The 18241-nt window shown below is 70.9% G+C and carries 19 protein-coding genes; 5 read left to right on the top strand and 14 right to left on the bottom strand.

The window, feature by feature from the left end; genetic code table 11:
- Positions 1-56 precede the first annotated feature (56 nt).
- The 4 genes from K6753_RS04280 (at position 57) to K6753_RS04265 (ending at position 4230) form a co-directional block, all read left to right on the top strand.
- On the top strand, positions 57-635 hold the full coding sequence (locus K6753_RS04280) for an RNA polymerase sigma factor (RefSeq protein WP_223674952.1): 579 nt from the start codon (positions 57-59) through the stop codon (positions 633-635).
- Positions 632-1642: a hypothetical protein gene (locus K6753_RS04275; RefSeq protein WP_223674951.1), complete on the top strand. Its 1011-nt coding sequence runs from the start codon at positions 632-634 to the stop codon at positions 1640-1642. The genes K6753_RS04280 and K6753_RS04275 overlap by 4 nt, the downstream gene beginning before the upstream one ends.
- Entirely contained in the window at positions 1639-2250 is a 612-nt protein-coding gene (locus K6753_RS04270) for an IMPACT family protein (RefSeq protein WP_223674950.1), read from the top strand. Before K6753_RS04275 ends, K6753_RS04270 begins: the two co-directional genes overlap by 4 nt.
- Positions 2251-2451: 201 nt before the next feature.
- Positions 2452-4230: an ABC transporter transmembrane domain-containing protein gene (locus tag K6753_RS04265; protein WP_223674949.1), complete on the top strand. Its 1779-nt coding sequence runs from the start codon at positions 2452-2454 to the stop codon at positions 4228-4230.
- A 15-nt stretch (positions 4231-4245) separates the two neighbouring features.
- Here the strand turns inward: K6753_RS04265 and K6753_RS04260 are convergent, their stop codons facing one another.
- The 10 genes from K6753_RS04260 to K6753_RS04215 form a co-directional block, all read right to left on the bottom strand.
- Positions 4246-4944 (bottom strand): glutathione binding-like protein, encoded by a 699-nt coding sequence (locus tag K6753_RS04260; protein ID WP_223674948.1) that lies wholly within the window; start codon positions 4942-4944, stop codon positions 4246-4248.
- A gap of 95 nt (positions 4945-5039) precedes the next feature.
- Positions 5040-6683, bottom strand: a complete 1644-nt coding sequence (locus tag K6753_RS04255; protein ID WP_223674947.1) for an acyl-CoA dehydrogenase family protein — start codon at positions 6681-6683, stop codon at positions 5040-5042.
- 128 nt (positions 6684-6811) lie between these two features.
- On the bottom strand, positions 6812-7018 hold the full coding sequence (locus tag K6753_RS04250) for a cold-shock protein (protein ID WP_223674946.1): 207 nt from the start codon (positions 7016-7018) through the stop codon (positions 6812-6814).
- A 121-nt stretch (positions 7019-7139) separates the two neighbouring features.
- Positions 7140-7904, bottom strand: coding sequence for an S-methyl-5'-thioinosine phosphorylase (locus K6753_RS04245; protein WP_223674945.1), 765 nt, complete (start codon positions 7902-7904; stop codon positions 7140-7142).
- A gap of 102 nt (positions 7905-8006) precedes the next feature.
- On the bottom strand, positions 8007-8573 hold the full coding sequence (locus tag K6753_RS04240; protein ID WP_223674944.1) for a hypoxanthine-guanine phosphoribosyltransferase: 567 nt from the start codon (positions 8571-8573) through the stop codon (positions 8007-8009).
- A complete protein-coding gene (gene nagZ / locus K6753_RS04235; protein WP_223674943.1) occupies positions 8570-9565 on the bottom strand; it encodes a beta-N-acetylhexosaminidase in 996 nt (331 codons plus the stop codon). Before nagZ ends, K6753_RS04240 begins: the two co-directional genes overlap by 4 nt.
- Before the next feature lie 131 nt (positions 9566-9696).
- The gene (locus tag K6753_RS04230) at positions 9697-10224 is read right to left on the bottom strand and encodes a CYTH domain-containing protein (RefSeq protein ID WP_223674942.1); all 528 of its coding nucleotides are present in this window, start codon (positions 10222-10224) and stop codon (positions 9697-9699) included.
- 114 nt (positions 10225-10338) lie between these two features.
- Positions 10339-11679, bottom strand: coding sequence for a 23S rRNA (uracil(1939)-C(5))-methyltransferase RlmD (gene rlmD / locus K6753_RS04225; RefSeq protein WP_223674941.1), 1341 nt, complete (start codon positions 11677-11679; stop codon positions 10339-10341).
- Between the two features lie 177 nt (positions 11680-11856).
- Positions 11857-12459 (bottom strand): DUF1318 domain-containing protein, encoded by a 603-nt coding sequence (locus K6753_RS04220; protein ID WP_223674940.1) that lies wholly within the window; start codon positions 12457-12459, stop codon positions 11857-11859.
- A 21-nt stretch (positions 12460-12480) separates the two neighbouring features.
- Complete coding sequence (locus tag K6753_RS04215; protein ID WP_223674939.1) at positions 12481-14520, bottom strand: YdbH domain-containing protein; 2040 nt, start codon at positions 14518-14520, stop codon at positions 12481-12483.
- 78 nt (positions 14521-14598) lie between these two features.
- On the opposite strand from K6753_RS04215, the gene K6753_RS04210 reads away from it, so the two are divergent.
- Positions 14599-15330: an Hpt domain-containing response regulator gene (locus K6753_RS04210; protein ID WP_223674938.1), complete on the top strand. Its 732-nt coding sequence runs from the start codon at positions 14599-14601 to the stop codon at positions 15328-15330.
- A gap of 24 nt (positions 15331-15354) precedes the next feature.
- Here the strand turns inward: K6753_RS04210 and recO are convergent, their stop codons facing one another.
- The 4 genes from recO to K6753_RS04190 all read right to left on the bottom strand — a co-directional run bounded on the left by recO (position 15355) and on the right by K6753_RS04190 (position 18209).
- The gene (gene recO, locus K6753_RS04205; RefSeq protein ID WP_223674937.1) at positions 15355-16098 is read right to left on the bottom strand and encodes a DNA repair protein RecO; all 744 of its coding nucleotides are present in this window, start codon (positions 16096-16098) and stop codon (positions 15355-15357) included.
- 104 nt (positions 16099-16202) lie between these two features.
- The gene (gene era, locus K6753_RS04200; RefSeq protein ID WP_223674936.1) at positions 16203-17108 is read right to left on the bottom strand and encodes a GTPase Era; all 906 of its coding nucleotides are present in this window, start codon (positions 17106-17108) and stop codon (positions 16203-16205) included.
- Between the two features lie 38 nt (positions 17109-17146).
- On the bottom strand, positions 17147-17821 hold the full coding sequence (gene rnc / locus K6753_RS04195) for a ribonuclease III (RefSeq protein WP_223674935.1): 675 nt from the start codon (positions 17819-17821) through the stop codon (positions 17147-17149).
- A gap of 7 nt (positions 17822-17828) precedes the next feature.
- Complete coding sequence (locus K6753_RS04190; RefSeq protein WP_223674934.1) at positions 17829-18209, bottom strand: DUF4845 domain-containing protein; 381 nt, start codon at positions 18207-18209, stop codon at positions 17829-17831.
- Positions 18210-18241 lie beyond the last annotated feature (32 nt).

The raw sequence follows: 18241 nt of genomic DNA, 5'->3' as shown, positions 1-18241 counted from the left end.
CGGCACCATGCACCACCCGCTTCCCGGCGGCAACGTCCATCCGTACCCTTGGGCCGATGGACTCCGCCCCCGACCCTGCCGCCGTCCCCGCCCCGGAGCCGGCCGACGAGGTGCTGATGCACGCCTGGGTGGGCGGCGACGTACAGGCGTTCGAGCAGCTCTATGCCCGCCACCGCGGCCCGCTCTATCGCTTCCTGCTGCGGCACACCCGCGACGGCGCGCTGGCCGACGAGATCTTCCAGGACACCTGGCAGCGCGTGATCGGCGCGCGCGAAGGCTGGACGCCGGAGGCCGCGTTCAGTGCCTGGCTGTTCCGCATCGCCCACAATCGGCTGGGCGACCACTGGCGCGCCCTGAAACACCGCCCCGCGGCCCCCGTCGACGCCGATCTGCGCGCCGCGCGCGTCCCCGACCCGACCACGCCCGAACGCGAGCTCTCGGAATTCGAACAGCGCCGGCGCCTGCAGCGGGCAATCGAGGACCTGCCCGACGAGCAGCGCGAGACCGTGCTGCTGCGACTCGAACAGGAGCTCAGCCTGGAGGAGATCGGGCAGGTCACCGGGGTCGGACGCGAGACCGTGAAATCCAGGCTGCGCTATGCCATGGACAAGCTGCGCGCGAGGCTCAACGAATGACATCCACACCCCGACCACCGCCGCGCGAGCCCCTGACGCCGGACGAGCGTGAGATGGCCGCTCGCCTGGCCCGCCTGGGCCCGCACGAGGGGCCGTCCGCGGCACTGGACGCGCGCATCCTCGCCGCCGCCCACGCGGCGACCGGGCCTGGCGCGGCGCCCCGTCGCCGCAGCATGCGACGCGTGCTCGCACTGCCGGCCGGCTGGCTCACGGGCGCGGGCCTGGCCGCCTCCATGGCCCTGGTGCTGGGCGTGGTCTGGCAACTGCAGCCCCCTGGCACCGTCGTGGCCGAGCGCGGCGAGGCGCCGGTCGCCGATGGCGGCTTCGTGCCCGCGCAACCCGTGGCCTCGGGTCGGCCACGCGTCCTTGCACCTGCCGCCCCGCCGGCGGAATCCACCGAGGTGGCGCCCGCAGCCGAGCGCATCGCCGAGCCGCAAGTCCGCAAGCGCACGGCCATGGCTACGGCACCGGCCCCGCAGCGCGATGTGGCAGATGCCGGCGCCGATCGCTCGACTGACGCCGTATCCGACACGCCCGCGGCCGTCGCGGACAGTGCCGCGCCTCCCGCACCGCCGCCGCCCGTCGCCGCTGTCGCCGTGGCACCCACGGCCGCGGCCGAGTCTGCTGCTACGTCGCAGGAAGGCGTGCAGGAAGCGCAGACGCAGGCACCCGAGCGCCGCCACAGCTACACGACCAGCGCCCGCGCGGCATCGGCCGCGATGGCCGAGTCGCGGGCACTGCGCCAGGCGGCGGCGCGTGAGGCGGGTCGCGAGTCTGCGGCCGTGGCGCCGGCTGCGGCGGCGGCGGCGGCGGCGGCGCCGTCAGTAGACGGGCTGACGCCCGACCATCCGCCATCGGAATGGTTCGCCGAGATCCGGCGACTGCGCGACGCGGGCGAAACCGACGCCGCCCGCGCGTTGCTGGAACGCTTCGTCGAGGCGCATCCGTCGCATGCGCTGCCCGACGACCTGCGACCGCTGCAGACCGCGTCACCGCCCGCCCCGTGAGCCAGGACACCCTGGCCACCCGCGCGTCGCATTCCATCGACGTCAAGCACAGCCGTTTCCTGGCGCAGGCCGCACCGGTGGACTCGCCCGACGCCGCCCTGGCGTTTTTCGCCGAAGTCGGCGATCCGGCGGCCACGCACAACTGCTGGGCCTACCGCATCGGGTCCGAGTACCGTTTCAACGACGACGGCGAGCCCGGCGGCACCGCGGGACGTCCGATCCTCGCCGCCATCGAGGGCCAGGGACTGGACCGGGTGGCGGTGGTCGTCACCCGCTGGTACGGCGGGATCAAGCTCGGTGCCGGTGGACTGGTGCGGGCCTACGGCGGTGCGGCGGCCGAATGCCTGCGGACCGCTGCACGCCAACCGCTGGTCGCGGTGTGCGAGGTCCATGTCGCCTACCCGTTCGAGGACACCGGTGCCGTGCACGCCGCGCTGGCGGCACATGACGCCGAGAAGCTCGACGAACGATTCGACGCGGGCGGCGGCCATGTGCACCTGCGGCTGCCCGTCGATCGCGTCGATGCGCTGGTCGACCAGTTGCGTGATGCCACCCGTGACCGCGCGCGCGTCCGCATCGAAGGCGACGCATCCACACAGCCCCTGTAGGAGCGGCTTCAGCCGCGAAGCCGCGGTGGGACTCTCCCATCCTTTGTAGGAGCGACGTAAGTCGCGACCCCGCGCACCGCCGATCGCGACTCACGTCGCCCCTACGCTCGCATTGCGGGTCCGGGCGTGTCGCTTCGCGGCCGAAGCCGCTCCTGCAGGGGATGGTGACGCTGCGCCCGCCGGATGAAGGACAATGGCCGGATGAACGATGCCACCGCTTCCAGCGCGCCGGCCAAGGCCCCGATCGGCCGGCTGCGCACCCTCTGGCCCTTCGTGCAACGCCACCGCGCCCTGTTCGTGGCGTGGCTGCTGGCGCTTGCCGCCTCCAGCAGCGCCACGCTCAGCCTGCCGTACGCGTTCCGGGTGATGATCGACCAGGGCTTCGCCCAGGGCGGCGGCAGCGCGATTGATCGCGCGTTCCTGCTGCTGTTCGCCGTCGCGCTGGTGCTGGCTTTTGCGACGGCGGCGCGCTTCTTCTTTGTGTCGCTGCTGGGCGAGCGCGTGGTCGCCGACCTGCGCGAGCGCCTGTACGCCCACCTGATCGCACTGGACGCCGGCTTCCACGACCGCAACCGCAGCGGCGAACTGGTCTCGCGCCTGACCGCCGACGCCGAGCTGCTGCGCAGCGTGGTCGGCTCCAGCATGTCGGTGGCGCTGCGCAGCATCGTGACCTTCACCGGCAGCATCGCGATGCTGTTCGTCACCAGTCCGCGACTGGCGGCTTACGCGCTGGTCGGCATCCCGCTGGCTGTGCTGCCGATTGTGCTGGGCGGCCGCCGCCTGCAGAAGATCTCGCGCGCCGCGCAGGACCGCGTCGCCGACGCCAACGCGCTGGCCAACGAGACCCTTGGCGCGGTGCGTACCGTGCAGGCCCATGCGCGCGAACCCTACGAGCGCGGCCGCTTCGGCGAGGCGCTGGCGATCGCCGTGGGCACCGCGCGGCGCCGCATCCAGGCGCAGGCGTGGGTCACGGCCATTGCCATCACTTTGATCTTCGGCGCGATCACGCTGGTGCTGTGGTCGGGCGCGCACGACGTGATCGCCGGGCGCATGAGTGCGGGCACGCTCGGCCAGTTCGTGCTGTACGCGCTGATTGGCGGCGGCTCGGTTGGCGCCCTGGCCGAGGTCTTCAACGAGTTGCAACGCGCGGCCGGCGGCATGGGCCGCATCAGCGAGTTGCTGCAGGAAGAGCCGGGCGTGCGCCCCCCCGAGCACCCCGCCGCGCTGCCGCAACCGGTCCGCGGCGAGGTGGTGCTGGAGGACGTGGCGTTCCACTACCCGCAGCGCCCCGACCGCGCCGCGCTGGAGCACTTCACCCTGCACGTACGCCCCGGCGAGACCGTCGCGCTGGTCGGCCCCTCCGGCGCCGGCAAGAGCACGGTCTTCTCATTGCTGCTGCGATTCCACGACCCGGACCCCGGCGCGGGCGCCGTGCGCGTGGACGGGCTCGACGTGCGCACGCTGGACCCGGCCGACCTGCGCGAAGCCATCGCGCTGGTGCCGCAACAGCCGACAATCTTCGCCGCCAGCGCGCGCGAGAACATCCGCTACGGCCGGTTGGACGCCACCGATGCCGAGATCGACGCCGCGGTGCGCGCCGCCCATGCCGACGATTTCATTGCCGCCCTGCCCCAGGGCCTGGACACCGAGCTGGGCGAGCGCGGTGCGCGTCTGTCGGGCGGCCAGCAGCAACGCATTGCCATCGCCCGCGCGCTGCTCAAGGACGCACCGATCCTGCTGCTGGACGAGGCGACCAGTGCGCTCGACGCGCAGAGCGAGCGCGCCGTGCAGCAGGCGCTGGAAACGCTGATGGAAGGCCGCACCACGATCGTCGTGGCCCACCGCCTGGCGACCGTGCTCAAGGCCGACCGCATCGTGGTGATGGACCACGGCCGCATCGTCGCCGAGGGCACGCACGACGCGCTGGTCGCCGAAGGCGGCCTGTACGCGGAACTGGCGCGGCTGCAGTTCCTGGACTGAGCGGCGGGCGCGGCCTCAGCCGCGTTTCGCGCCCTGCCCGAACAGGATGCGCCGCGCCTCGTCAGTGAGCGGCTCGTTCGACGAATACGCGGTCGACGGGTCCTCGTAGACCTTCACCGTCGCCGGTCGTTCGCGCACCGACTTGAACCAGCGTGCCAAGTGGGGGAAATCGGACAGCGCCTGTCCGTGCGCTTCGAAAGGCACGATCCACGGGTAGATGGCCATGTCGACGATGGAATAGGCGTCCCCGGCTACGAATGCCCGGCCCTGCAACTGCCGATCCAGCACGCCGTACAGGCGCGACACCTCGCGGGTGTAGCGGTCGATGCCGTACTCGATCTTCTCCGTCGCATAGACGCGGAAGTGCCCGGCCTGCCCCGCCATCGGCCCGAGGCCCGCGACCTGCCAGAACAGCCACTGCAGGGCGCGGTGGCGTTCGCGCGTGCCCGTCGGGAGGAATCGGCCGGTCTTCTCGGCCAGGTACAACAGGATCTCGCCGGACTCGAACAGCGACAGCGGGTCACCGCCGTCGGCCGGCGCGTGGTCGACGATGGCGGGCATCTTGTTGTTGGGCGAGATCGCCAGGAAATCCGGCTTGAACTGGTCGCCCTGGCCGATGTCGACCGGCACGATCCGGTGCTCGAGTCCCGCTTCTTCGAGGAACAGGCGGATCTTGTAGCCGTTGGGCGTGGGCCAGTAGTGCAACTCGATCACGAAGGTGCTCCGGTGCAACGGGGGGCATCCACCGTAACGCGCAGCGGGTCGCCACCGCCTCTCCATCGGCGCAACGCTGCGGTAAGGCCGTGGCCCTATGTCGGCAGGACCCGCTCGACCAGAGCCGCGGCGGTGTCCAGTGGTGGCGATGCACCGAACACACCACCCCGCCCGGGCCCGATCCGCGACCGGCTGAAGGCGTCGACCGATGGACTGCCCACCCGCGCCAGCACCGCGCACTGCAGCGCCAGCGCCAGTGATGACACGAGGCCGCGCGCCGCCTCGGGGGCAATCGCCTGCCCTTCCAGCAGCGCCGGCTTCAGCTTCTCGACCAGCGCGGCGTGTTCCGCACCGGCATCGACCTGCAGTTCGTCCCACACGGCCGACCCGGTGTCCGGCTCCCGGGCCAGCGCGCGCAACACGTCCAGGCACTGGACGTTGCCGCTGCCCTCCCAGATCGAGTTGAGCGGCGCCTGCCGGTACAGCCGCGGCAGGATGGACTCTTCCACGTAACCGGCGCCGCCCAGGCACTCCTGCGCCTCGTTGACGAAGGCGGGTGTGCGCTTGCAGATCCAGAACTTGCCGATCGCCGTGGCGATGCGCGCGAAGGCCGCCTCCGAGGTGTCGGTCGGCGCGCGGTCGACCGCGCCGGCCACGCGCATCGAAAGCGCCAGCGCGGCTTCGGCCTCCAACGCCAGGTCGGCCAGCACGGTCCGCATCAGCGGCTGGTCGATGAGGCGCGCCCCGAACGCACGCCGGTGCCGGGCGTGGTGCACGGCATGCGCCAACGCCATGCGCATCTGCGCGGCCGACCCGAGCATGCAGTCCAGCCGCGTCAGCATCACCATCTCCAGGATGGTGGCGATGCCGCGCCCCTCCTCGCCCACGCGCCACGCGCGGGCGCCGCGGAACTCCACCTCGGACGACGCGTTCGACCAGTCCCCCAGCTTGTCCTTCAGGCGCATCAGCTCGAAGGCGTTCTTCGACCCGTCCGGCAACCGGCGCGGCATCAGCAGGCAGGTCAAGCCGCCCGGCGCCTGCGCGAGCACGAGGAAGCCGTCGCTCATCGGCGCGGAGAAGAACCACTTGTGGCCGACCAGGCGGTAGCCATCACTATTGCCATCACTGTCAGGCGTCGCGGTGGTCGTGTTGGTCCGCACGTCGCTGCCGCCCTGCTTCTCGGTCATGCCCATGCCCAGGGTGATGCCGGGCTTGTCGGAGATCGGCACGTCCCGCGGGTCGTAATGTGGCTCGGCGGCCTTGTCGGCCCACTCGGCCAAGGATGGCTCGCGGCGCAGCACGGGAACCGCGGCGTGGGTCATGGTCAGCGGGCAACTGGTGCCGGGATCGGCCTGGTGGTGCAGGTAGCTGAGGGCGGCGCGCGCCACGTGCGCACCCGGGCCCGGCTGGTGCCAGGACAGTCCCGCCACGCCGTGGCCGACCGCGGCCTCCATCAGGCCGTGGTAGGCGGGGTGGAACTCGACGCGGTCGATGCGGTGGCCGAGCCGGTCGTGCGTGCGCAGGCGCGGACGGTCGCGGTGGGCGTCGTGCGCCAGCGCGTACAGCCCGTCGCCGGCGAGCGCGCCGTAGCGCGCCAGCGCTTCGACGAAGGGGCGCGCGCCCTCGCGGTCGGACGCCTCGCGCAGGGCCAGGTCATCGCGCCACAGGTCGCGCGGGGCGAACTCGGGCGGCTGGTTTTCGACCGCGTGGGTGGCGCCGGCATCAAGGTGCGGTGACATCGCGTCGCTCCGTGTCGGATGGCGTGAATCTAACGCAGCCGCCCCTGCTCCATGCGCCGGGAAACGCCCAACAAAAAGGCCCCGCCGGAGCGGGGCCTCAAGTCACATCGATCGCAGGCGTGTCGAACTTATTCCGCCGGCGTGATGTTGGAGGCCTGGGCGCCCTTGGGGCCCTGGGTGACCTCGTAGCTGACGCGCTGGCCTTCCTGCAGGCTGCGGAAGCCCTTGGCGTTGATCGCGGAGAAATGGGCGAAGACATCGGCGCTGCCGTCTTCCGGCGAGATGAATCCGAATCCCTTCGCGTCGTTGAACCACTTCACGGTGCCGTACTGCATATCCTTGATGACCTCATGCTGGGTGCGATGACTGCGCCGGCGCGTGGGGCGACCAGGACGCCAGCCGAGTATGCAAACTGAATGGCGGCTTGACAATCGCCGTTCCGACGAACGTGCCGCCTCAGCCGTCGAGCAGCGCCCGCAGCAGCGCCGGCAGGCCCGCGGATGCGGCCGCCACGTTGTCGAGAACGTCCTGCAGCGTGATCACCTCGTCCGGGTCCGGGCCCGCGCCCGCCGCCCAGTTGGCGACGATGGCCAGGCACGCGTAGTCCAGCCCCAGTTCGCGCGCCAGCCCGGCCTCGGGCATGCCGGTCATGCCGACCAGGTCGCAGCCGTCGCGGCGCATGCGGGCAATCTCCGCGCGCGTTTCCAGCCGCGGCCCCTGGGTCGCGCCATAGCAGCCGCCGTCCACCAGCGGGACACCGCCACGCGCCGCGGCGGCGACCACCGCGGCGCGCAGGCTGCGGGTGTAGGGCTCGCCGAAATCGACATGCAGCACCTCGGTGCCCGGCTCCTCGCACAGCGTGGAGATGCGGCCCCAGGTGTAGTCGATGAGCTGGTCCGGGCACGCCAGCACCCGCGGCCCGAAACGCTCGGTGATGCCGCCGACGGTGTTGAGCGCCAGCACGCGCGTCGCACCCAATGCCTTGAACGCGGCGAGGTTGGCGCGGTAGTTGATCTTGTGAGGCGGTACCGAATGGCCCTCGCCGTGCCGCGCGAGGAATGCGACGCGACGCCCCGCGAACGTGCCGACCCGCACCGGACCCGAAAGCGCGCCATACGGAGTCGGAGGCTGGTGCGCCTCGGGGTTTTCCAAGTCGGCCAGCGCATACAGGCCGGTGCCGCCGATGACGGCGAGGTCGATGGTGTCGGTGCTGGTGGTCATGCGTCACCTGGCCGTTGTAGGGGCGGCTTCAGCCGCGAACGTGGTAATCATGTGGGACGTCGCGCATGCGATCGCGGCTGAAGCCGCTCCTACAGCAAACGACTACCGCAGCGCGTAGATTGCCGGCAGGTTGCGGCCCTGCTCATGGAAATCCATGCCGTAGCCGAAGACGTAGCGGTCCGGCACTTCCACGCCCGCGTAGTCGGCGCATACGCCCGGTACGCAGCGGCCGTGTACCTTCACCGCCAGCGCGGCAATGCGCACATCGCTGGCGCCCTGCTCGCGGCACCAGGCGACGATGCCGGCCATGGTGTGGCCCTCGTCCAGGATGTCGTCGACCAGCAGCACGCGGCGGCCCTGTAGCGGCGTGGCCGGACGGTGCTTCCACACCAGCTCGCCTCCGGAAGTTTCGCCGCGGTAGCGGGTGGCGTGCAGGTAGTCGAATTCCAGGTCCAGGCCGCGCTCGCCCAACGCGAACGCCAGCTGCGCGGCGAACGGCATGCCGCCGTGCATGATCGTCAGGTACACGGGCACGCTGCCGGCGTAGTCGTCGGCGATGCCCACGGCCATGCGGTCGATGGCCTGCTCGAGCGTGCCGCGGTCGTGGATGACGTCGGCATTGGCCACCGCATCGGCCAGAGACGGCGGGCTGCCCGGCGCGCGGGTCATGCCATGCCCTCCAGGCGACCGCGCGAGGCGGTGTAGCGCGCGTCGGCCAGCAGGCCGTCCCAGCCCGTCGGGCCGCGGCCGATCAGGTTGACCAGCGCCATCGTGTTCAATGCCCGGCCTTCGACGGCCTTGAGCGACTCCTCGACCAGCTCCGGATGGCACACCAGCACCACGTCGCAACCGGCGTCCAGGTGAAGGTCGACGCGCTGCTTGATGCCGCCGGCGGAGAACGCCGCCGCCATGCCGATGTCGTCGGAGAACACCACGCCGCGGAAACCCATCTCCTTGCGCAGGATGTCCTCGATCCAGACCTTCGAATAGCCGGCGGGTTCGGGTGCGACTTCCGGATACACCACGTGCGCCATCATCACCGCATCGGCGCCGGCGGCGATGCCGGCCTCGAAGGGCACCAGGTCCAGCGCGCGGATCTCATCCAGCGGACGCGGGTCCACGGCGTCATCGAAGTGCGTGTCTTCCAGCACCGAGCCGTGGCCCGGGAAGTGCTTGAGCGTCGCGGCCATGCCGGCGCCGTGCATGCCACGCACGTAGGCACGGGTGAAGTCGGCGACCACCTGCGGGTCTTCGGAGAACGCGCGGTCGCCGATGGCGCGGTTGCCGCGGCCCAAATCGACGACCGGGGCGAAACTCAGGTCCACGCCGGTGGCCTTGATTTCGCTGGCCATCACCCAGGCATGTTCCTCGGCCAGCTTGAGCGCGGCCTCGCGGTCCTGCGCGTACTGGCGGCCGAAGCCTTCCAGCGGCGGCAATGCGCTGTAGCCCTCGCGAAAGCGCTGCACGCGGCCGCCTTCCTGGTCCACGCACACCAGCTGCGGGCGCGGCGCGGCCTCGCGGATGGCCTGCGACAGCTCGGCCACCTGCTGGCGCGAGGCGAAGTTGCGGGTGAACAGGATCACGCCGGCGCAGGCATCGTGCTGCAGCCAGTCGCGCTCCTGCGCGGTGAGTTCGTGTCCGGCGACGCCAATGACGAGCATGCTTGGATCCTTGCGGAAGCGTGGAAATCCGTCCGGTCGGGACGGCCGGCCATTGTGTCAGAAGCCCGGCGGGCGGCGCGCGCGTTCAGCTGACCCGCCGGGACGTGAAGGCCTCTCGGCCGAAGCCGAGCCTACTGCGCGCTGCCGTCGCGCTCGGCCTGCGACCACTGCGAATACGGCCGGGTGGCCAACGCGAGGTTGTAGTAGCGGGCACTGTCCGTGACTTCGCGGCCCAGCCAGTCGGGCCGCTCGAAGGCCGCGCCCGCCGACTCCAACTCCAGCTCGGCCACCACCAGGCCGGCGTTGTCGCCAAGGAACTCGTCGACCTCCCACTCGCGTCCGCCAACGTCGACGTAGTGGCGGACCTTGTCGACCAGCCCGCCGATGCACAGCGCGAGCAGGTCGCGTGCGTCGGCGACGGGGATCGGGTAATCGAACTCCTGCCGGGTGTGCCCCAACTCGCGCGACTTGAGGTTGAGGTACGCCGCGTCCCCGGCGATGCGCACGCGCACAGACGCCTTCATCGCCACGCGCCCGGGCGCGGCATCCATCGCCGCGAGATCATTGAGGTAGCCCTGCGCCATGGGCACGGCCTTGTGGGCAGCGGCGTGCCAGCCGTCACCGGCAACGAGGAATTTGCGTTCGATTTCGATAGCCACGTTGCACCCGCGTGATGTAGGAGCGCCTTCAGGCGCGATCGAAAGTCCGGTCCCGTCGCATGCCACGCGGTCGCGGCTGAAGCCGCTCCTACAAGGGCCAGGGACCCTGTGCGGTCAGCGCGGCTCGAACATCGCGATCGACTCCACGTGCGCAGTGTGCGGGAACATGTCCATCACGCCGGCGGCCTTCAGCGTCCAGCCCTTCTCGCGCACCAGGTAGCCGGCGTCACGCGCGAGAGAGGCCGGGTGGCAGCTCACGTAGACGATCCGCTTGAACTGCTTGAGCGGCAATTGCGTGAGCGCGAAGTCGGCGCCCGAGCGCGGCGGATCCAGCAGCAGCTTGTCGAAGCCCTCGCGCATCCACGCGTGGCCCGACAGGTCCTGCGCCAGGTCGGCGGCGTGGAACTGCGCGTTGTCCAGCTCGTTGCGCGCGGCATTCTCGCGGGCGCGCACCACCAGCCCTGCCTCGCCCTCCACGCCCACCACCGAGCGCACGCTGCGCGCGAGCGGCAGGGTGAAGTTGCCCAGGCCGCAGAACAGGTCGAGCACGCGCTCGTCCGGCTGCGCATCCAGCAAGTCCAGCGCGCTTCGGATCATTTTTCCGTTGAGCCCGGCGTTGACCTGGATGAAGTCCAGCGGCTTGAAGCCGTAGACCAGGCCCCACTCGGGCAGCGAGAACGACAGCTCTGGCGCCGCCGGCCACAGCGGCTGCACGCTGTCGACACCACCGGACTGCAGGAAGATCGCGACCCGGTGCGCCTGCCCGAAGGCAACCAGCGCATCGCGGTCGGCGTCCGACAACGGCTCCAGATGCCGGACGGTCAGCGCCACGCCGTCGAACACCTCGTTGGCGTCGCCGGCGATGAATTCGATCTGCGGAATCGCACTGCGTGCCTGCAGGCTGTCGACCAGCGCGGCCAGTGCTTCGATGCGGCTGCCGATGGCGGGAATCACCGTGTGGCATTCGTGCAGTTCGGCGACAAAGCGCGGGTCCTGCTCGCGGAAGCCGACCAGCGTGCGGCCCTTCTTTTCCACCCGGCGCACCGAGAACCGGCCCTTGCGTCGATAGCCCCAGGCCACGTCGGTCAGCGGCGGCAGCACGCGCTCGGGCGTAACGTGGCCGATGCGCTCCAGGTTCTCCATCAGCACGCGCTGCTTGGCGATGATCTGGCGGTCCTCGGCCAGGTGCTGCAGCGCGCAGCCGCCGCAGGTGCCGAAATGCGGGCAGCGCGGCTGCACGCGGTGCTCGGACGCCTCCAGTACCTCGACCGTGCGTGCCTCGTCGAAGTGACGGTTCTTCGCCGACTGCACGGCCATCACCCGCTCGTCCGGCAGCGCGCCCGACACGAACACCGCCTTGCCGTCCTCGCGTCGGGCGACGCCTCGGCCGTCGTGGGTCAGGTCGGTGATGCGAGCTTCAAACGGGGTTGGGTCGATGCGGGAACGGCGTGCCACGTGCGAGTACATCCGGACAACAGGGGGCGCGCATTGTCGCAGAAGGTGGAGCGGGCTTCCCGGACGTGGCAGCGGGATGGCGCGGCATGCGCGCCCGAAGCCGACGACAGGCGCTGCGCCCTGAAAAAGCGAAGGCCCGCAGTGCGGGCCTTCGTCAATGCGACCGGGTCGGGCGCGTTACTTCTGCTTCCAGCTCCCGCCGGACTGGTACCACCAGCCCGAACGCGCGCTGTCGACCCACTGCCTGGCGAACACCTCGCGGATACGGCCTTCCCACTCGGGATGCCCGTTGGCCACGGCGACCTCGCGATACACCGCCTTGCGGTCGCGGTTGTCGTCGGCGACGGCCTGGTTGATGGCGACGCGGTCCTTAAGCGGCAGCTGGCCCGCATCGCGCACGACGATGGTGCCGTCGGCGGCGAAGCCCAGCGCACCTGCGTCGAAGCCGGCGCGCAGTTGGGCGTCGAAGCGTTGCTTCATGCGCGCCTGGATCGCCTGGATGGCAGGCGTCTTGATGGTGATGTCCGGGCTCTGCGCGTGCGCGGTGCCGATGCCGGCCAGCGCCCACAGGTCGATGCGCGGCAGCGATACGGCCGCCAGCCCGCCCTGCGCACCGCCACCCTCGCCTTCGACCGGGGCAGCTTCGCGCTCGTCGTCGATCACCTTCTCCACGAACTCGCGCGCCGCTTCACGCGCCTCGGCGGCCGGGAAGTAGACGTTGATCGTCACGCACGCACTCAACACCACGGCGGCCACCGGCAATCCCATCCAACGTCGCATGTCTTTCTCCAGTTGTGCCGGTCACTCGACAACCGGCTTGATTTCGCCCGACCCCACGGCGGCCAACCGCTCCACCAGCGTGGGCCAGTCGACCCATCGGTTGTAACCCACCACCGTCAACCGCGGCAGGCCCGAACCCTGCACGATGATAAAGCCTCGATTCTGCATGGCGCCTGCGCCGGCTGAACCGAGCCCATCCATCTCGCACACCTCGTCGGCCAGGCGGCAGGCGATGCCGATGCGCGCATAACCGAAGTCGTCGAACAGCCCGATCAGTTGCGCCTGCAGCGTGCTGGCGAAGCTGGGATCGCCGACGCTCGACAGGTCCTGCACCGCGCGCTGGGAAATGCGCTGGCGCACGCCGCGCTTGCGGTCGGTGTACAGCGAGGCGTCGAACGCGACCGGCTGCCAGTCGACCAGGCGCAGACCATCGATGCGCCCGTCCAGTGCACCGGTGATCTCGCCGAACCCGAACACGCCGGTCAGCGACTGCAGGTCCAGGTCGTTGATGGCGATGTCGGCCGACAGCGTCGGTGCCACGCCGAACGGGCGTTCCATCGCCAGTGACGACACCTGCACGGTGCCGTCGAACAACGACATCGCCAGCCCGCCATCGAATTCGAGCCGGTCGTTGGCGTAGCGCGCCTGCGGGATGCGGCCGGTCAGCCTGCCGGTGAAGGCCGGCCACCCCAGCGCCTGCGCGAGCTGGCCGACATCGAGCGAATCCAGGGCGAGCCCGAACGTGATGTCCAATCCCCCGTCGGGGCCAGGCGGCCGCAGGCGCAGCTGTTCGATGCGGGCCTCGCCGCCCAGCGTTTCCACGCGTACGTCCTGTTCCAGCGCCAACACGCCATCCCGGCTGGTGAACGGCAGCCGCGCCGCCCCGAATTCCAGGCCGTACAGCGTGCCATCCGACCAGGCCAGTTCGCTCGACACGGGCGTGGTCGCGGAGAAGCGCACGTCGCCGCGAAGGTCCTGGAAGGCGAAGCGCCCGCGCGGATCGTCCACGCGCACGCCTGCCAGCGCCAGGTGCGCCTGCCGCAGCGCGCCCTCGTGCACCACTACGTCGGCTTGGGCGCGTCCGCTCAATTGCAGGTCGGACAGGCCGGCCAGACCGAGCCAACCGGTGAGGTAGCCCGCGGCCGCGGCCGCCAGGTCGGGCGCGTCGACGCTGAGGTCTGCCTGCTGCAGCGCCAGCGCGGGGGTGAACGCAAGCGAGCCCTCCACGCGCAGCCGCCCCGGGTCATCCCAGCGCAGCCGCGGGATCGCCCAGCCACTGGAATCGACGTTGCGCGCCTGCAGCGACAGGTCGACCGGGCGATCCAGCGCGATGTAGGTCGTGCCGTAGAGCAGCTCACCCGCCAGCAACCGGCCGTCCAGCTCGACCTCGTCGGTGGCGCCGAAGCGGGTGTCCAGCTGCAGCCGGGCATCCAGGCCCTCGGCGGCGATGCGGCCATCGGGCGTATCGAGCGCGGCGTCGTGCAGTTCCAGGGGCCCACGCACGCGCAGCCGTTGCCCGGGCGGGGTCAGCACCTCCAGCCGGGCGTCGCCGTGGCCGCCCTGCAGCCGCGCCTCGGGCCAAGCCTGGTCGAGCAACGCCTGTGTCCACGCCAGCGGCACCCGGGTGAGATCCACGCGCGTGAGGTCGGGCGTGGCGGCGTCGCGCGTCACGGTGACGCCGCCTCCCCCTCGCGTGAGCGCGGCGCGCGTCATCTCCGGCCCGAGGCTGACGGCCAGCCGGAACGGTGCCCCGCCCCCTCGCGCCGGCCCATCGCACTGCCAACCGCCCTCGCCGGTGCGCTGCAACGGGCATTGCCAGTCGATGTTGGCGAAGCGGTAGCCCAGGTCGGGGGCGTCCAGCCTCGCGGCCTGCAGCCGCAGCCGGCCCCGGTCGGCGCCCGCCGGCCACTCAAGCCGGACGCGCACGCCTTGCAGGGTCGCCACGGGTGTCTCGACGCGCTCGATGCGCGCCGTCGCGGCCCGCGCCGATGCCGGCCCCGACCAGGCGGCCAGCAGCGAAACTCCCACGGCCCATGCCAGCAGGCGTAGGATCCACGGCACGAAAGGCGCGGGCGCGGGCGGAGACATCCGCGGGAGCATACCCAGTCGCGCTGCCTGTTCACGATGAAAGGCGGGCCGATGACAGCTGAAGCACTGCCACGCGTGCTGCTGGTCGAGGACGATCCCATCAGCCGTGCATTCCTGTCGGCGGCACTGGATGCGGTGCCGTGCGAGGTCGACAGCGCCGACGGCGTGGCCGCCGCGCTGGCGCTGGCACGCAGCCAGCGCTACGACGCCTGGTTGCTGGACGCGCACCTGCCCGACGGCTCGGGCATCGATCTGCTGCAGCGCCTGCGCAAACTCCATCCGGACACGCCGGTGCTGGCGCATACCGCCAGCCGTGACGAGTCCTTGCATGACTCGCTGCGCCGCGCCGGGTTTGCCGAGGTCGTGGTCAAGCCGCTGCCCGCACCCGCGATGCGCGGGCGGGTGCGCGCGCTGCTTGGACTGCCCGCCACGCCGGAAGCCGCGCCGCCGGCACGGGCACAGCCCGGTAGCGAGCCGGTGTGGGACGACGAGGCGGCGGCGCGGGCGCTCAACGGCAACCTGGCGCACGTGCAGACATTGCGCGGCCTGTTCCTGCAGGAGCTGTCGCACATCCACGACGATGTCGGCGCCGCGTTCCATCGGGGCGACCACGACCACATGCAGCGGAGCCTGCACAAGCTGCGGGCCAGCTGCGGGTTCGTCGGTGCGCGGCGGCTGGCGTGTGCGGTGCAGGCCCTCGAGTCGCGTCCCGACAGTTCCGCGGCGTGGACGATGTTCGAGTCCGCCCTCACCGGGACGGTAAAGACGCCGGCGCAGCCGTGAGGGCACGGCCCGACCCGCCGCGGTTCATCCGGGGGCGTTCGACCGTGGACCGACCCGCGCGAGGTCGCCCAGCATCTCCCACGACTTCAGGCCGCGCGGACCCAGGTGGTGTTCCAGCACCGAGCGCAGCGCGCGGCGCAGGCCGGCCTGGTCCTCGGCCTCGGGAGGCGTGTCGGCGGCCATCGCCAGCAACGCTCGACCCGTGGCAGCACCGGCGCGATCGGCCTGGCCGCGGTCGCTGAGCAACCGGCGCGCGCCATGTTCCGGGTCCAGGCGATAGCGGGCCGCCGGATCGATCGCAATCCCGTCGCCATCCACTTGCCAGTCGAACCCGACGCCCAACGCCTCCAGCAGGTCGCGCTCGTAACGTCGCAGCGTCCAGCCCAGTGGTTCGTCGGCGCGCAGGCGTTCGCGTGCGACCGCGTAGGCGTGGAACAGGTCGGGCTGGGGGTCCTGCCGCGGCGCCAGGCGCAGGGTCAGCTCGTTGAGGTAGAAGCCGGCGAGCAACGCCTCGCCCAGCAGCCGCGGGGCCGCATCGACCGCCTCGGCCGCGACCAGCCGCGCCAGCTCGCCGCGTTGCACGGCGTCCAGGCGGATCCATTGCAGGGGCTGCAATGCGGCGCGCAGGACGTGGCGCTTCGGCCCCTGGGCACCGCGCGCCAGTACGCCAAGGCGGCCGTGCGTGGCCGTCAGCACCTCCACCAGCAGGCTGGTTTCGCGCCACGGGCGCGCATGCAGCACGAAGGCGGGTTCGGCGGTGATTCGCATGGGGCTTGGACGCCAGGGGCTAGAGGCTGGGGACTGGGGCGTGGCTCTGGACCTTGATCGCAGTCATGCCGTCGCCCGCGCAGCGCTATCGGCCCTGCTCCGCCTCAGTCGTGGTAACCGAACGCGCGCAACGCGGCCTCGTCGTCCGACCAGCCCTCGCGCACGCGCACCCAGGTTTCCAGGAACACCTTGGAGTCGAACAGGCGCTCCATCTGCTGGCGCGCCTTGGCACCGATCTCACGCAGTCGCTCGCCGCCCTTGCCGATGACGATCGCCTTCTGGCCGTCGCGCTCCACCCAGATCACCGCGCCGATGCGCAACAGGCGGCCGTCGACCTCGAAACGCTCGATCTCAACGGTCGTGGCGTACGGCAGTTCCTCGCCCAGCTGGCGCATCAACTGCTCGCGCACCATCTCGCCGGCGAGGAAGCGCTGGCTCTTGTCGGTGATCTCGTCTTCGCCGTACAGCGCGTCCTGCTCGGGCAGGTGCTGCAGCACCGTCTTGACCAGCGCCTCGAGCCCGTTGCGCTTGAGCGCCGACACCGGATGGACGCCGGCGAAGTCGCGACCTTCGCTGACCTGCGCCAGGTACGGCAGCAGCGCGGTCTTGTCCTTGAGCCGGTCGACCTGGTTGACGACCAGCACCACGGGCAGGCCCGCGCCACTGAGCGCCTCGTACGCGAAGCTGTCGGCCTCGTCCCATTGCCCGGCACGCACCACCAGCAGGGCCACGTCCACGCCTTCCAGCGCGCCGCGGGCCGCGCGGTTCATCCAGCGGTGCATGGCGGTCGCGGTTGACTTGCCCTGGTCGCGGTGCAGGCCCGGAGTATCGACCAGCACCAGCTGGCCTTCCGGGAAGGTGGCGATGCCCAACAGGCGGTGGCGCGTGGTCTGCGGCCGGGGCGAGACGATGCTGATCTTCGCCCCCACCAGCGCATTGGTCAGGGTGGACTTGCCGACGTTGGGTCGGCCGATGACGGCGACGTGGCCGGCGCGGTAGGCGTTTTGCATCCGGTAATTGTAGGTCGCGGGACCGCCGACCGGGGTGGTCAGCCCGCGCGCGCCTCGCGAAGGGCTTCCAGCGCGGCCAACGCCGCTTCCGCCGCGGTCTGCTCGGCCGCCCTGCGCGACCCGCCCTGCCCCTCGGTCACGACATGGGGCTCGGTCAACGTGCAGCTGACCTGGAACGTCTTGGCGTGCTCCTCGCCGCTCTCGGACAGCAGCGCGTACACCGGCAACGGCTTCTGCCGACCCTGCAGCCATTCCTGCAGCCGGGTCTTGGCATCCTTGCCGACCTTGTGCGGCGGCGGCAGCGCGGCCATAGCCGGCTCGAACCACGGCAGCACCGCGGCGCGGCAGGCTTCGAATCCCGCATCGAGGTAGATCGCGGCGACCAGCGCCTCCAGCGCGTCGGCCAGGATCGAATCCCGGCGATGGCCGCCGGACTTCATCTCGCCCGGCCCCAGCGTGAGCCTGGAGCCCAGGTCGAGGTCGCGTGCGATCGGCGCCAGCCCGGATTCGCGCACCAGCTCGGCACGGGCACGCGTCAACGCGCCCTCGTCCACCTGCGGCCAGCGCTGGTAGAGGGCTTCAGCAATAATCAGGTTGACGAGCGAGTCGCCCAGGAACTCCAGGCGCTCGTTGTGGGGAGCACCCGCGCTGCGGTGGGTCAGGGCCTGCGCGAGCAGGCCCGGGTCACGGAACGGGTGGCCGATTTCGGTCAAACCGGCCTCAGTCCAGCCCGCCGCCGCGGCGCAACTGCTCCTCGGCGTGGAACTTGCCGACGATGTCCAGGTTGTAGATCAGCGGCTTGCGGATTTCGTAGTCGACCGTCATCAGGTAGCCCGAATCGCGACGCTCGATCTTCAGGTGGTCGCGCTTCACGTTGTCGGCATAGCTGACGTAGAGCTTGCGGAAAAACAGGTCACGAATTCGCGCCGGGTCGGAGTTGGCCGCACCGGGATCGGCCTTCAGTGCCGCCAGCGCACGCTTTACCGCGTAGTACTCCGAGTACATCGGAATCAGCTTCATGCCCATGTAGACGAACACGCCGACCACCGCCAGCACGATGATGAAGCTGATCAGGGTCATGCCGCGTTGCGTGCGTTTCATCGTGCCTTTCATGGAAATCCCCCTAGCGATGC

The organism is Novilysobacter selenitireducens (assembly GCF_020026895.1).
Classification (GTDB): Bacteria; Pseudomonadota; Gammaproteobacteria; order Xanthomonadales; family Xanthomonadaceae; genus Lysobacter_C; species Lysobacter_C selenitireducens.
Note: the sequence above shows the minus strand (reverse complement) of the source record. Positions and strands in the feature narration are given on the sequence as shown.